This window comes from Streptomyces sp. NPDC001231 (assembly GCF_042896885.1).
GTDB lineage: Bacteria > Actinomycetota > Actinomycetes > Streptomycetales > Streptomycetaceae > Streptomyces.
This window is the reverse complement of sequence record NZ_JBIAXS010000015.1, coordinates 172,731-186,462: the sequence shown is the minus strand read 5'-3', so window position 1 is coordinate 186,462 and position 13,732 is coordinate 172,731. Positions and strand designations below refer to the sequence as shown.

General features: G+C 71.4%; 12 protein-coding genes. 6 read left to right on the top strand and 6 right to left on the bottom strand.

Annotation, left to right across the window (positions count from 1 at the left end):
* Window positions 1-60 precede the first annotated feature (60 nt).
* A complete protein-coding gene (locus tag ACFY3J_RS20220; protein WP_390841395.1) occupies window positions 61-1,863 on the top strand; it encodes an ABC transporter ATP-binding protein in 1,803 nt (600 codons plus the stop codon).
* A 43-nt stretch (window positions 1,864-1,906) separates the two neighbouring features.
* Window positions 1,907-2,752, top strand: a complete 846-nt coding sequence (gene mltG, locus ACFY3J_RS20215; RefSeq protein WP_390841394.1) for an endolytic transglycosylase MltG — start codon at window positions 1,907-1,909, stop codon at window positions 2,750-2,752.
* 53 nt (window positions 2,753-2,805) lie between these two features.
* Here the strand turns inward: mltG and ACFY3J_RS20210 are convergent, their stop codons facing one another.
* Window positions 2,806-3,885, bottom strand: coding sequence for an NAD(P)-binding domain-containing protein (locus ACFY3J_RS20210; RefSeq protein WP_390841393.1), 1,080 nt, complete (start codon window positions 3,883-3,885; stop codon window positions 2,806-2,808).
* Between the two features lie 60 nt (window positions 3,886-3,945).
* Here ACFY3J_RS20210 and ACFY3J_RS20205 point away from each other — a divergent pair, with 60 nt between their 5' ends.
* Complete coding sequence (locus ACFY3J_RS20205) at window positions 3,946-4,368, top strand: secondary thiamine-phosphate synthase enzyme YjbQ (protein WP_384180846.1); 423 nt, start codon at window positions 3,946-3,948, stop codon at window positions 4,366-4,368.
* 352 nt (window positions 4,369-4,720) lie between these two features.
* Here ACFY3J_RS20205 and ACFY3J_RS20200 read toward each other — a convergent pair whose 3' ends face one another.
* Genes ACFY3J_RS20200 through ACFY3J_RS20190 form a run of 3 tightly spaced genes read right to left on the bottom strand, consistent with a single transcriptional unit; the run spans window position 4,721 to window position 7,456 of the window.
* Window positions 4,721-5,374 carry a response regulator gene (locus ACFY3J_RS20200; RefSeq protein ID WP_384180844.1) on the bottom strand — a complete coding sequence of 218 codons (654 nt, stop codon included), beginning with the start codon at window positions 5,372-5,374 and terminating at the stop codon, window positions 4,721-4,723.
* The gene (locus ACFY3J_RS20195; protein ID WP_384180842.1) at window positions 5,371-6,492 is read right to left on the bottom strand and encodes a sensor histidine kinase; all 1,122 of its coding nucleotides are present in this window, start codon (window positions 6,490-6,492) and stop codon (window positions 5,371-5,373) included. The genes ACFY3J_RS20200 and ACFY3J_RS20195 overlap by 4 nt, the downstream gene beginning before the upstream one ends.
* 10 nt (window positions 6,493-6,502) lie before the next feature.
* Window positions 6,503-7,456, bottom strand: coding sequence for a hypothetical protein (locus ACFY3J_RS20190; protein ID WP_390841392.1), 954 nt, complete (start codon window positions 7,454-7,456; stop codon window positions 6,503-6,505).
* A 156-nt stretch (window positions 7,457-7,612) separates the two neighbouring features.
* Between ACFY3J_RS20190 and ACFY3J_RS20185 the strand changes: the two genes are divergently transcribed.
* Together ACFY3J_RS20185 and ACFY3J_RS20180 are read left to right on the top strand one after the other, a co-directional pair.
* A complete protein-coding gene (locus tag ACFY3J_RS20185) occupies window positions 7,613-9,073 on the top strand; it encodes a multicopper oxidase family protein (protein ID WP_390841390.1) in 1,461 nt (486 codons plus the stop codon).
* Window positions 9,074-9,936: 863 nt separating this feature from the next.
* Entirely contained in the window at window positions 9,937-11,496 is a 1,560-nt protein-coding gene (locus ACFY3J_RS20180; RefSeq protein WP_390841389.1) for an SMI1/KNR4 family protein, read from the top strand.
* Window positions 11,497-11,539: 43 nt separating this feature from the next.
* Here the strand turns inward: ACFY3J_RS20180 and ACFY3J_RS20175 are convergent, their stop codons facing one another.
* Entirely contained in the window at window positions 11,540-12,280 is a 741-nt protein-coding gene (locus ACFY3J_RS20175; protein ID WP_384180834.1) for a class I SAM-dependent DNA methyltransferase, read from the bottom strand.
* A 71-nt stretch (window positions 12,281-12,351) separates the two neighbouring features.
* Window positions 12,352-12,762, bottom strand: a complete 411-nt coding sequence (locus tag ACFY3J_RS20170; RefSeq protein ID WP_384180832.1) for a DUF5997 family protein — start codon at window positions 12,760-12,762, stop codon at window positions 12,352-12,354.
* 58 nt (window positions 12,763-12,820) lie between these two features.
* Here ACFY3J_RS20170 and ACFY3J_RS20165 point away from each other — a divergent pair, with 58 nt between their 5' ends.
* Window positions 12,821-13,726, top strand: coding sequence for a LysR family substrate-binding domain-containing protein (locus ACFY3J_RS20165; protein WP_384180830.1), 906 nt, complete (start codon window positions 12,821-12,823; stop codon window positions 13,724-13,726).
* Window positions 13,727-13,732 lie beyond the last annotated feature (6 nt).

The window sequence follows — 13,732 nt, the reverse complement described above, 5'->3', positions numbered from 1 at the left end:
TCGGGTGGTCGACGTCGGCCGCACCTGTGGGCCGGCACCCACCCACCCCCGTAGGAGCCCATGCATCCCGACCATCAACCCATCTGGACCCCACCCGCCGACGCCGGGGAGCAGCCGCGGCAGGTCCGTCGGATCCTGCGCCTCTTCCGCCCCTACCGGGGTCGTCTCGCGATCGTCGGCCTGCTGGTGGGAGCCGCCTCGCTGGTCTCCGTCGCCACGCCGTTCCTGCTGAAGGAGACCCTCGACGTCGCGATCCCGCAGGGCCGCACCGGCCTGCTGAGCCTGCTCGCCCTCGGCATGATCCTCAGCGCCGTCCTCACGAGCGTCTTCGGCGTGCTGCAGACGTTGATCTCCACGACCGTCGGTCAGCGGGTCATGCACGACCTGCGCACCGCCGTCTATGGGCGGCTGCAGCGCCAGTCACTGGCCTTCTTCACCCGGACCCGTACCGGCGAGGTGCAGTCCCGCATCGCCAACGACATCGGCGGCATGCAGGCCACCGTCACTTCCACCGCCACCTCGCTCGTCTCCAACGTCACCAGCGTGGTCGCCACGATCGTCGCGATGGTGGCCCTCGACTGGCGGCTCACCGTCGTCTCGCTGCTGCTGCTCCCGGTGTTCGTGTGGATCAGTCGCCGCGTCGGCAACGAGCGCAAGAAGATCACCACCCAGCGGCAGAAGCAGATGGCCGCGATCGCCGCCACGGTCACGGAATCCCTCTCCGTCAGCGGCATCCTGCTCGGCCGCACGATGGGCCGCTCTGCCTCGCTGACCGACTCCTTCAGCGCGGAGTCGGAAGGCCTGGTCGACCTCGAGGTGAGGTCGAACATGGCCGGGCGCTGGCGCATGGCCGTCATCACGATCGTCATGGCCGCCCTGCCCGCCGTCATCTACTGGACCGCGGGCGTCGCCCTCCAGTTCGGCGGGCCGCAGGTCTCCATCGGCACGATCGTCGCCTTCGTCTCGCTCCAGCAGGGACTGTTCCGGCCGACCGTCAGCCTGCTGTCCACCGGTGTGCAGATCCAGACCTCGCTCGCGTTGTTCCAGCGCATCTTCGAGTACCTGGACCTGCCGATCGACATCACCGAGCGCGAGCGCCCGATCCACCTCGACCGCGTCAAGGGCGAGGTCCGCTTCGAGGACGTCGACTTCCGCTACGACGACAAGAGCGGCCCGATCCTGGAGGGCATCGACGTCACCGTGCCCGCCGGCGGCAGCCTCGCGATCGTCGGCCCGACCGGCGCCGGCAAGTCCACCCTCGGCTATCTGGTGCCCCGGCTCTACGACGTCACGGGCGGCCGCGTCACCATCGACGGCGTCGACGTGCGCGACCTCGACTTCGACACCCTCGCCCGCGCGGTCGGCGTCGTCTCCCAGGAGACGTACCTCTTCCACGCCTCGGTCGCCGAGAACCTCCGCTTCGCCAAGCCGGACGCCACCGACGAGGAACTGCGGGCGGCGGCGAAGGCGGCGCAGATCCACGACCACATCGCGGCCCTGCCCGACGGCTACGACACGGTCGTCGGCGAGCGCGGCCACCGGTTCTCCGGCGGTGAGAAGCAGCGCCTGGCGATCGCCCGGACCATCCTGCGCGATCCGCCGGTCCTCATCCTCGACGAGGCCACCAGTGCCCTGGACACCCGTACGGAGGCCGCCGTGCAGGAGGCCATCGACGCCCTGTCCGCCAACCGGACGACTCTGACCATCGCGCACCGCCTGTCCACCGTGCGCGGGGCCGACCAGATCGTGGTCCTCGACTTCGGGCGGCCGGCCGAACGCGGTACGCACCAGGAGTTGCTGGAGCTCGACGGACGCTACGCGGCCCTGGTCCGCCGGGACGCGCAACTGGAACCGACAAGATGACGATATGCCGGGTTCGCGGCCCTTTGGGGGTTACCGTGCCCGCATGCAGAGGAACATTCCGTCACGGAGAACGACCCGACTGACACGCCGGGGCCGTGTGGTCCTGGTCCTGATCGGGGCCGTCCTGGCCGGCACCGCCGTGGCGGTGCCGCTGCTGACGCTCCGCCACCACGCCCTGGCGAGCCCCCGCACGCTGGTGATCCCCGAGGGCTGGCGGTCCGGCCAGATCTACGCCGCCATCGACAAGGCCCTCGCCCTGGCCCCCGGCACCACGAAACAGTCGCTCGCCGACGCCCAGCTGAACCTGCCGAACGCCGCCGAGGGCAATCCCGAGGGCTACCTCTTCCCGGCTACGTATCCCATCGACGACAAGACCACTCCGCAGTCCCTGCTGACCTACATGGTCGACACCGCGAACAAGAGGTTCGCCGCGGCCCCGGTCGCCGCCGGCCCGGAGCGCAACTCCATGAACCTGTACCAGGCGATCACCATCGCGAGCATCGTCCAGGCCGAGGCCGCATCGAAGGCCGACATGAGCAAGGTGGCACGGGTCGTCTTCAACCGGCTGGAGCACGGCATGCCGCTTCAGATGGACTCGACCCTCAACTACGCCCTCAACCGCAGCACGGTCCGCATGAGCATGGAGGACACCCGGCTGGAGAGCCCCTACAACTCCTACCAGCGCATGGGGCTGCCGCCGACGCCCATCGACAGTCCGGGCGAGGACGCCATGCGCGCCGTGACCAACCCTGCGCAGGGCGACTGGCTGTACTTCGTCACCGTCAAGCCGGGCGACACGCGCTTCACCGCCGACTTCAGCGAGCACCAGCGCAATGTGGCGGAGTTCAACGCCCACCTGAAAGGCAGCAGTCCACAGCCCACGAAGTGAGCCGTGCCCGGCCACGGCGGTCCACGCCGGTCACGCCGCGGCTGCCCACACCGTCACGCCGCGGCGGCCGGCTCCTCCTCCAGCAGACGCCTGATGTCCCGGACGGCCGCACGTCCGGCCCGGTTGGCGCCGATCGTGCTGGCCGAAGGGCCGTAGCCGACCAGGTGGATCCGGGGATCGGCGACCGCCCGGGTGCCGTCCACACGGATGCCGCCGCCCGGTTCGCGCAGCCCGAGCGGCGTCAGATGGCGCAGCGAGGGCCGGAACCCGGTCGCCCAGAGGATGACGTCGGCCGCCACATGCCGTCCGTCCGCCCACAGCACCCCGTCCGGGGTGATCCGGTCGAACATCGGCTGCCGGTTCATGACCCCGTCCTTAAGCCCCTGCCGGATGGCGTCGTTCAGCGGAAGTCCCGTCACCGAGACGACACTCCTGGGCGGCAGCCCCTGCCGCACCCGCTCCTCGACCAGCGCCACCGCCGCACGCCCCGCGTTCTCGTCGAACGGGCCGTCCCGGAAGACCGGCGGCCGCCGTGTCACCCAGGTGGTGGCGGCCGCGTACGGGGCGATCTCCAGCAGGTGCTGGGTGCCCGAGGCGCCGCCGCCCACCACGATCACGCGCTGCCCGGTGAACTCCTCGGGCCCTGCGTACCGCGCCGTGTGCAACTGCCGCCCGCGGAAGGTCTCCTGACCCGGGTACCGCGGCAGGAACGGCTGGTCCCAGGTGCCGGTCGCGTTGATCAGCGCGCGTGTCGTCCAGGTGCCGTCGGAGGTCTCCACGAGCAGTCGCCCGCCGGGGCCCTCCGTGACGGCGGTGACCTCCACCGGCCGCCGCACCCGCAGGTCGAAGGCGCGTTCGTAGTCGGCGAAGTACGCGGCGACGACCTCCGACGACGGCCGCGCGGGATCGGCGCCGGTCAGCTCCATCCCCGGCAGTGCGTGCATCCCGTGCACCTTGCCGTACGTCAGCGACGGCCACCGGAACTGCCAGGCACCGCCCGGACCGGCGGGGCGGTCGAGCACGACGAAGTCGCGGTCCGGCTCGAATCCGGTGCGCCGCAGGTGATAGGCACTGGACAGACCCGCCTGACCAGCGCCCACGACGACCACGTCGACCTCGCGTTCGGTGTTCACGTTCTTCCCAACCGTGCCGCGGGCGCCGATCTTCCCCGGCGATCGAGGAGGATGGGGGCCATGTCACGTGCCTTCACCACCCGAGTGCTGAACGTGGCCTCCGGTTCCCGGGAGACGGTCGTCGACCTGACCCGTGACTGCGAGGCCTTCCTCCAGGAGACCGCGGCCGGCCGGGACGGTCTGCTGAACCTGTTCGTGCCGCACGCCACCGCCGGCATCGCGATCATCGAGACCGGCGCCGGCAGCGACGACGACCTCCTCGCCGCCCTGCACACCCTGCTGCCCGCCGACGACCGCTGGCAGCACCGCCACGGCAGCCCCGGCCACGGCCGCGACCACGTGCTGCCCGCCATCGTGCCGCCGCACGCGACCATCCCGGTCCTCGCCGGCCGACTGGAACTGGGCACATGGCAGTCGGTGTGCCTGGTGGACACGAACGTCTCGAACCACAACCGTCAGGTCCGGCTGTCGTTCCTCGGGTAGCTCTGCGGCAGCCGCAACTGTAGGAGCAATTTCCGGCCGCACCAAGTGAGAAGGCGCGCCCAGATCGGCGAGGGCAGCGCGCGGCTGACGAAAGGCGAGGTGTGCAAGGCCGGACGTGAAGCAGGCCTTATCCCGGCCGACCTGGAATCCACCCTCAGCTGCGGCAAGCCGCACGTCCGCCGCTGCGGCGGCCCCCCGATCGCCAACAGCGGTGTGAGACGTGCGGAAACGGCCGTTGCACGACCAGATTCACGGCCGCCGAGTGGAGCGCTTTCTGCGAGGTGTGCGCGGCGGCGAGTTCGACGAGGTCGCAGTCTTCCCGGCGTGACCCACACCGGCGCTGTGTGAGGGATCAGCCGGGGTCGACGAGGCCGTGCTGGTAGGCCAAGGCGACGAGATGGGCGCGGTCGCGGGCGCCGAGCTTGGTCAGGGCCCGGCTGACGTGGGTCTTGGTTGTGGCCGGGCTGATGACCAGCTCACGCGTGATGTCCGCGTTGCTCATGCCTTGCGCGACCAGTGCTACGATCTCCCGTTCGCGTGTCGTCAGCTCGGCGAAGACGTCGTCGTTCGACCGGGCGCCCGCCGCGGGCACCCGGGCAAGCAGACGCTTCGTCAGGCCGGGGGAGAGGAGTTCCTCCCCGCCCGCGACGACCCGGATGCCGTGCAGGAGCTGGGCCGGGTCGGTGTTCTTCAACAGGAACCCGCTTGCGCCCGCGATCATCCCCTCGATCGCGTACTTGTCCTCGTCGAAGGTGGTCAGGACCAGCACGCGCACGGCGGAGAGGTCCGGGTCCGCCATGATCCTGCGGATGCCCTCGATGCCGTCCACCCCCGGCATCTGGACGTCCATGAGGACAATGTGCGGCCGGGTCCGAGAGGCGAGTTCGGCCGCGGCGGCGCCGTCGCTCGCCTCGCCGACGACCGTCATGTCCGGCTCGCTCTCGACCAGGACGCGGAAGCCTCCGCGGACGAGCGCCTGGTCGTCGACGATCAGCACCTTGATCACGGGAGATCCTTCTCGATCGGCAGCGAACACCGTACTTCGAAACCGCCGGCCACCGGGCCCGCGGTGAACGTTCCGCCGAGCTTCTCAGCCCGCGCCCGCATCCCCTCGACACCGTGCCCACCGACCGTCGTGGACCCTTCGCCCGGCTTCCCGTCGTCGCGGACGACGATCTCGAGACGCTCACCGTAGTCGATCTCCAGGCGCACCTTCGTGGCGTCCTGGGCATGACGACGAACGTTGGTCAGGGACTCCTGGACGATCCGGTACGCGGCGAGGTCGACCGCCACCGGAACGCTGCGGTCCTCGCCCCGTACCGTCACCTGGATCGGAACGCCTGCGGTCGGCAGCAGCTTGTCGATCCCGGCCAGCCCGCCCGTCGCAGTGGGCAGGCCCTCGGAGCGCATCGCCCGGAGCAGCAGCCGCACCTCGGAGAGCCCTTCGTCGCTGATCCGCTTGATCGTGTCCAGGGCCTCGGCGGCCTGCTCGGGCCGCTGCCCCATCACATGGACGGCGACACCCGCCTGCACGCTGATCGCCGCCATGGTGTGGCCGAACACGTCGTGGAGTTCACGCGCGATCTCCAGCCGTTCCTCGGCCGCCTCCCGGCGAGCCTGGTCGGTACGCGCCCGCGCCAGGCGCTCTGCGCTCTCCCGCGCCCCGGCGGCGAACGCCCGGTGGGAGTGCACCGCCGCACCGAGCGCGGTGGTGGCGGCAACCAGGGGCACGGCGTTGAACACCTGATCGCCGAACCAGCCCCCGTCCAACGCGAACCGTACGGCGAGGACGGTGCATCCGGCCGTGAGGAGACCACCGGCGGCGCCCGCCCGCCAGCCCCGGCCCGCCCCGAGCGCGTAACAGCAGACCAGCGGGGCGAGGGTGATGAGCCGTCCGTGGTAGTCGAGGAGGAACCACACGGTCGTCGCCGCGTTGGCGACGACCAGCGCGAGGACGGGGGAACGGCGCCGGTACGCGACCGCCGCGGCGGCCACGGCCGCGAGCACGAGCGCGCCCCCGCCCAGCTGCCCGGTGGGCCCGGGTGGCCCCAACTCCAGGAGACCGCCCCCGAGCACCAGCAGCACCAAGACCGTGCCCCATGCCATGTCGGCTGCTCTCGGCACCCGCACCCCCTTACCCCCGAACCACCGTGACCAGCGCGCGCATCCCGTGCGCCGCGAACATTCTGCCGGTCTCCAGGTCACGCACCCAGGTGACCAACGCATAATGCTCGGCAGGGAGTTCGGTGGCGAGCAGCGCGGACCGGCCGGGCGACAGCGGCACCACACCGGTGGGCCCGCCGGTGAACGGCGACCCATCCGGACGGCGGCCGGCGTCCACGTCCGCGAAGAACGCGTCCAGATCCGCGAGCGTCACCCCGGCCCGCACGGGAACCAACATGGCCTCGTTGTGCTGCCGCGAGCGGTTCTCCACGCGTACGGCCTCGGTCCCGTCGAGCACGGCCGGGGCCTCGAAGACACCGTCCCGCAGGATGACGCGCGCGGTGGAACGGAGCCCGGGCGGACGGGTTCCGGCGGGGACAGGTCCGGGCAGGACCCGTACGGTGCGCACCCGGGCAGCCAGGTCCGGCAGGCCCACGTCGCGGAAGTCGACCAGGTGGTACGTGCCGGGGGTGACCCGCAGCGTCACTTGGGCCGGGACCCGGGCGACCGCCGCCCCGCCCAGCATCTCCACGTCCTGGGCGATCGCTTCGCCGCCCGCGAGGCTCGCGACGGGATCGTCGCCCATGGCGCGCTCCAGGTCATGGAGGTACCGCTCCAGAGACACGCCAGGACGGAGCCGGACGAGCCCGATCCAGGCGCCCTGTGGATCGTCGGAGCGCACCCGGAACGTGACCGCGCCGGCCCGCAGGACGTCGGGCGCCGTGAACCCGCCCGGCGTGACGGCGATCTCCGCCTGTTGCGAGGGGGTGTCCAGGGCCGGCACGGGCACGGCCGCCTGTGCCGTGACGGGCAGTGCGAGGAGGTAGCCGGCGAGCGTGGCGGCCACGGCCGCGCATACCAGGGGCCGGACCGGGGACCGGCGCCAGGAGGGACCAAGACCGAGAAAGTGCGGGGTTCGCTTCATGACGACAACGGTGCCGCCCGGGCGCCCGGCGCCGCGTCGGCCGCCCGGCGACACCTGCGTCTACCACCGGAGGATGACGCTACCGCCCGGGATGTACACCGCAGTTGCCGTCCCAGGCCGACGCAGCAGGGCACCCCGGATCAGCAGGCTGGTGCCATGAGACGACGCAGCTTCCTCGCCCTCGCCGGAATGACCGCCATCACTGGGGCCACCGGCCTCGCCCTGGGCGGATGCGGCGGCGCTCAGGGGAACGAGGGCACCCTCTCCCTGACCACGCCGCTCCGCATACCTCCGGTCCTCGACCCCGCGCCGGGCAAGGACGGCGTGAAGCGGTTCGACCTGCGCCTGCGCCAGGGCCGCACGGAACTGCTGCCGGGGAAGACCGCCAGAACATGGGGCATCAACGGCACCCACCTCGGCCCCACCCTGCGCGCCCGGCGCGGCGACCGCGTCGCCATGACCGTGACGAACACACTCGACGAGGCGAGCACCCTGCACTGGCACGGCATGCGCCTGCCCGCCGCCATGGACGGCGGACCGCACCAGATGGTCGAACCGGGCGCCACCTGGGCCCCCGAGTGGACCGTCGACCAGCCCGCGGCCACCACCTGGTACCACCCGCACCCGCACGGCCAGATCGGCCTCCATGTCTACCGGGGCCTCGCCGGACTCTTCCTTCTCGACGACACGCACGACCCCGGCCTGCCGCACACCTACGGTGTGGACGACATCCCCCTCATCGTCCAGGACCGCAAGTTCCGGTCCGACGGTGAACTCGACGAGCACTTCGGCGGAACGTTCGGCCCGCTCGCCGACGACGTCCTGATCAACGGCACGTATGGCCCGTACTTTCGCGTCACCACCACCATGGTCCGCTTCCGCGTGCTCAACGGCGCCAACGCCCACGTCTTCACACTGGGCTTCGCGGACGAGCGTGAGTTCCACGTGGTGGCGAGCGACGCCGGCCTCCTGGACCGCCCGGTCGCCGTCCGGCGGCTGCGGATCAGTCCCGGTGAACGGTTCGAGATCGTCGTCGCCTTCGACCCTGGCGAGGAGGTGCTGCTCAAGTCCTTCGACGGCGACGCCGAGATCGAGGACGGTGCGTACGACCTGCTCCGTCTGGCCGCGGCACCCCGTCTCACGCCCTCGCCTGGCCTCCCCGCACGCCTCACGTCCCTCGTGCCACCGCCCCCCGGCAAACGGACCCGCACCTTCCGTCTCTACGGCACCCACATCAACAAGCACCACATGGACATGACCCGCATCGACGAGGTGGTGCCGGCCGGCGCCCGCGAGGTGTGGGAGGTGGACAACATCACCTTTTCCCACAACTTCCACATCCACGAAGTCGTCTTCCGCGTCCTCGACATCGACGGCGAGCGACCGCCGGAGCACCTGCGCGGCCCCAAGGACACGGTGTACGTGCCCGGCAAGACAAAGGTCCGGCTGGCCGTCGAATTCGGCCGTCACACCGACCCACGGACGCCGTACATGTACCACTGCCACATCCTCAAGCACGAGGACAAAGGCATGATGGGTCAGTTCGTCATCGTCCCGCCCGGTACCGAGAACTCCACGCCCCGCACCCTCACCGGAGCCGGGCATACCCACCACTGACAGGCACAGCAACCGTCACAGACCGCGCCCGTTCCATCCGGTGAGGGGAAGGCATCAACGGGCTCGAGGTGCGTTGCGGTGAGCCGTCTTACCCGGGGTTGGATTTCCCCTGTCGGGCTGCCCGCGTCGTCGGCAGCCACAGTAGGACGATCTGGCCGATCTTGGACTTGGCCCCGGCGAGGCTGACGCGGAGCCCCGCCATCTTGCCGAGCCAGCCTTCGCGCTCGGCCTCGGCGATCCGGGCGAGGAGGTTGTCGCGTATCTCCTCCAGCCGGTCCCGCTGGGCCGGGTCCGGGCGGAGAGCTGCGATGCCGGATCGTCGCCCCTGTGCTTGGGGCGGGCCGGTACGGCGGGAGCGAGAACCGGTATCTCCGTGCGGGCGGTGGTCGGGTCCAACGGGTGGGTGCAGGGGTCGACCTCGGGCGAGGTGAGGGCAGACGGCAAGAACTCGTACGTCACCAGGGGAGCCGCACGGATGCTGGACGGACGTGCAACGGCATTTCCGAGGCGATCCCCAAGGTGTTGCCCAGGGCGCATCGGCTTCGCCCGGACCCGGTGGGTCGACCCGCTGGTCCGGCGTCAGTTGGAAGTGGGCTGTGGACCTGGGTACGTTTGGGGTTGCCTTAACGGAGTTTGGTGGACACCAACCAGGACAACCACAACCGCCGGGTGCGTCTGTCGTGCCTCGGATAGTTCCGGCGCCCCGCATCGCCGCCATCCCTGCCCGGCGCCCCGCATCGCCGCCGTCCCTGCCCGGTGCGCCGCCGCAGTCGGTACCGGGGTCGCAGGGCGCCGGCAGCCGCCCGTTGTCAGTGGTCCCTGCCAGGATGGCGGTGTATTCCACAGAACGGGAGCAGTAGCGCATGGTCGAGCAGATGGCCCGCCGCATGGCCGAACAGATCGTCGGGAACGCGCCGGAGGGATGGACACGGGCCGTGCTCTCCGGTCACGCGGGCCGCGGCGGGACCGGGATCACGGGCGGCTACATCCTCCCCGGGCCGCGTACTCCCATGGGGCTGCCCGAGATGCACTCCCGGCTGGCGGAACTCGCGGAGGCGGTACGCGACGACCGCGGCTGGGATCCCGTCAGCTGGGAGATGGACTGCCGGCCCTCCGGCGAGTTCCGGCTCGTCGTGTTCAGGGACTCCGTCGGCCGCGTGTCCGGACCGGGAGGCGGTTACGAGATAGTCCTGGACCCCGACCACCGCCTGCCACAGCCGGGCACGCGCCAGCAGGCGGGCACGGCCGCCCCCGCAGGCGATCCGGAACTGGCCGCGGCGAGCTTCCGCGCCTACCTCGAGCGGCGTGCCGCCGTCCTCGGGCACGCCGAGGAACTGCCTCCGCCCGTCACCGAGTCCGCGCTCGACGACGCCGAACGCCGTATCGGCCGCCCGCTGCCCGCCGACCTGCGCGCGCTGTACCTGATCGCCGACGGGGACGGCATCGGGTACCGGCACCGCTACCTGATCGAGAACTACGCCTGGCTGCCACTGGAGAGCCTGGTCGCCGAGTACACCGACTCACGCGAGTGGCAGGACCGTCCCTGGTTCGGCTGGGACCTGGAGTGGGACGCCGTGGTGTTCGACACCACCCCCGCCGAGACCGTCCGCCGCTGCGGGGGCCACCCCGGCTGGATCCGCTTCGCCAGCGGCGAGGACGGCAACTACCTCGCCGTGGACATGGCCCCCGCCCGTGACGGCCGGCCCGGCCAGGTCATCGCCACAGGCCGCGACTACGACGACGGCCCCGTGTACGTCGCCGACTCCCTCACCTCACTGCTCGGGCAGCACCTGGAACTGCTGGAGCGTGGCTCCTACGAGACGCACGACGACCACATCTCCCTGCGCCTGCCCGGCTGCGACAACGGCACCCGGCAGATCATCGGCGGTATCCCGGAAGAGGTTCCGCCCACCCTCCAGGCCATCCACGTCAACGACGCCACCGGCACCGTCGACCTCAGCCCGCTCACCGCCGCCCCAGGCCTGCGCCGCCTGCACCTCAACCGCTCCACCACCGCCGACCTGACGCCCCTGCGCGGCCTGCCGGTCGAGTCCGTCCGCGTCGCCCTCACCGACGGCGACCTCACCGCGCTGGCAGGTCACCCCCACCTCGCGTCGCTCGACCTGAACACCACCGCCCCGGCCGACCTCACGCCCCTGCGCAGCGCCCCCAACCTGCACGGCCTCGACCTCTCCGGCGCCGAGACGGGCGACCTGACCGTCCTCGCCGACCTCGCGAACCTGCGCTACCTCGCGCTTGGCCGCCGGCAGTGGACCACGCTGCTCGACCACGGCAAGGTCCCACCCGCGCTGGCCGCCGTCCGCATTGCCGGAGACGACGTCACCTTCGACGACGCCCTCGCCCTGGCCTCCCGTGTCGGCCTGGACACCGGCGACGCGCTCCGCGTCGCCGGCAGCCTCTGAACAGTCGCGGGAGGCAGGACCAGGAAGACGAGGCAGGAGTGTCTCAAGCCGGCTTGCGCCACACGGAGATGTGCTTCGGGGAGTCCTCGGCGAACGGCGCCCCGTCCCAGTCGGCGACGCGCCGTTCCAGTTCGAGCCCCGCGATCCGCGCCATGAGGTCGAGTTCCGCCGGCCACGCGTACCGGTGCCGGGAGTCGGTGCGGCGGTAACGGCCGTCCTCGCCGTCATGACTGAAGTGGTGCGAGACGAGGATCTGCTCGACGAGGTCGAAGGTGTCGAAGCCGAGGTGCCGGTCGGAGACGTCGAACGGCACCGCGACCTGCCCGGGCGGCAGGAACCGCAGCGGTGGCACGCCCAGCTCGATGACGAACCGGCCGCCGGGCGACAGATGGCGTGCGGCGTTGCGGAAGCACTCGACCTGCTCGTCCTGGGTGAGCAGGTTCGTGATCGTGTTGTAGACGAGGTAGACCAGGCTGAACTCGCCGGGGACGGTGGTCGTGGCCATGTCCCCGAGGGCGACCGGGAGCCTGTCCTCGTCGATCTTGCGCCGCAGTACCGCCGCCATGTGCTCGGACAGTTCGATGCCCACCACGGGCACACCGCGTTCCCGGAGCGGGACGCCGACCCGTCCGGTCCCGATGGCGAATTCCAACGCCCGCCCGTCACCGGCGAGTTGGGAGAGAAAGTCGAGCGTCGGCCCGAGGAAGGCGGCCGAGGACCTCTCGGCCTCCCCGGCGTCGTAGCGTTCGGCGGTTTCGCGGCTCCACAGTTCGCTGCTCGTCACGGGGGGCCACTTTGCCGGGCAGGGAGGGACGCTGTCCACGCATTTCCCCGCCACCGGCCCCCGTCGGCAGGTCAGTGGCCCGGCGCCTGCTCCGCGTCCTGCTCGGCGCGTTCGGCGGCGCGCTGCTTCAGACGTGCCGTCTCCTTGCGCACCTCGGCCTGCGTGGCGCGCTCCTTCTCCAGCCACTCGGGCTGCTCCTGCTTCAGCGCCTCGATCTGCTCGGTGGTCAGGGCCTCGGTGACCCCGCCGCGCGCGAGACCCGAGATGGAGATGCCCAGCTTGGCCGCGACCACCGGGCGCGGGTGGGGGCCGTCGCGTCGGAGGTCCCGCAGCCACTCGGGCGGATCGGCCTGGAGCTTGTTGAGCTCGGCACGCGAGACGACGCCCTCCTGGAACTCGGCGGGCGTGGCGGGGAGGTACACACCCAGCTTCTTCGCCGCGGTGGCGGGCTTCATCGTCTGGGTGGTCTGGTGCGACTTCATGGTGTCCAGACTATCGACCGCGGACGAGGGGGCCGACCACGCCGGGTAACCTGGCGGCGTGACCGGCTCGGATGCATCTGCCTCGTTCCGGCTCGCGTACGTCCCCGGGGCGACGCCCGCCAAGTGGGTGCGCATCTGGAACGAGCGCCTGCCGGACGTCCCCCTCGACCTCGTCCAGGTTCCGGCCGCCGAGGTGGCCGAGGTGCTGCGCGGTGGCGCAGCGGACGCGGGGATCGTACGCCTGCCGGTGGACCGTACGTACTTCAGCGCGATCCCCCTCTACACCGAGACCACGGTGGTGATCGTCCCCAAGGACCATCTGGTGACCGCCGTGGACGAGGTGTCAGTGGCGGACCTGGCCGACGAGGTCGTCCTGCACCCGCTCGACGACGTCCTCGGCTGGGAACGGCCACCCGGCGAGGAGGCCTTCGAGCGCCCCGCCACCACGGGTGACGCCGTGGAGCTGGTGGCGGCCGGAGTGGGGCTGCTCGTCGTCCCCCAGTCGCTGGCCCGCCTCCACCACCGCAGGGACCTCACCTACCGGCCGGTGACCGACGCCCCGCAGTCGAGCATCGCGCTGTGCTGGCCGGAGGAGGCGCACACCGACCTGGTGGAGCACTTCATCGGGATCGTCCGTGGCCGGACCGTGAACAGCACCCGGGGCCGCGCCCAGGCCCAGCCCGAGGAGCAGTCCCGGCGCAAGGACCGCCGTGCAGAGGCGGCGGAAACCCGCCACAAGCCCGCTGCCGGCGGAAAGGCCGGCGGAAAGGCCGGTGGAAAGGTGGCCAGGAAGACGGGCGGCAAGGCGGACGGCCGTACGGGCCAGGCGTCGGGCCGCTCCGGCCGGGCGACCGGCCGTGCGGGCGGGCCCGCGGCCCGCAACCGGCGCGGTGGTTCCGGCGGCGCCGGTGGCTCGGGCGGCGGCAGGAGCGGTGGACGGGGCAGGCCGGGCCGCGGGGCGTAGTCGCCC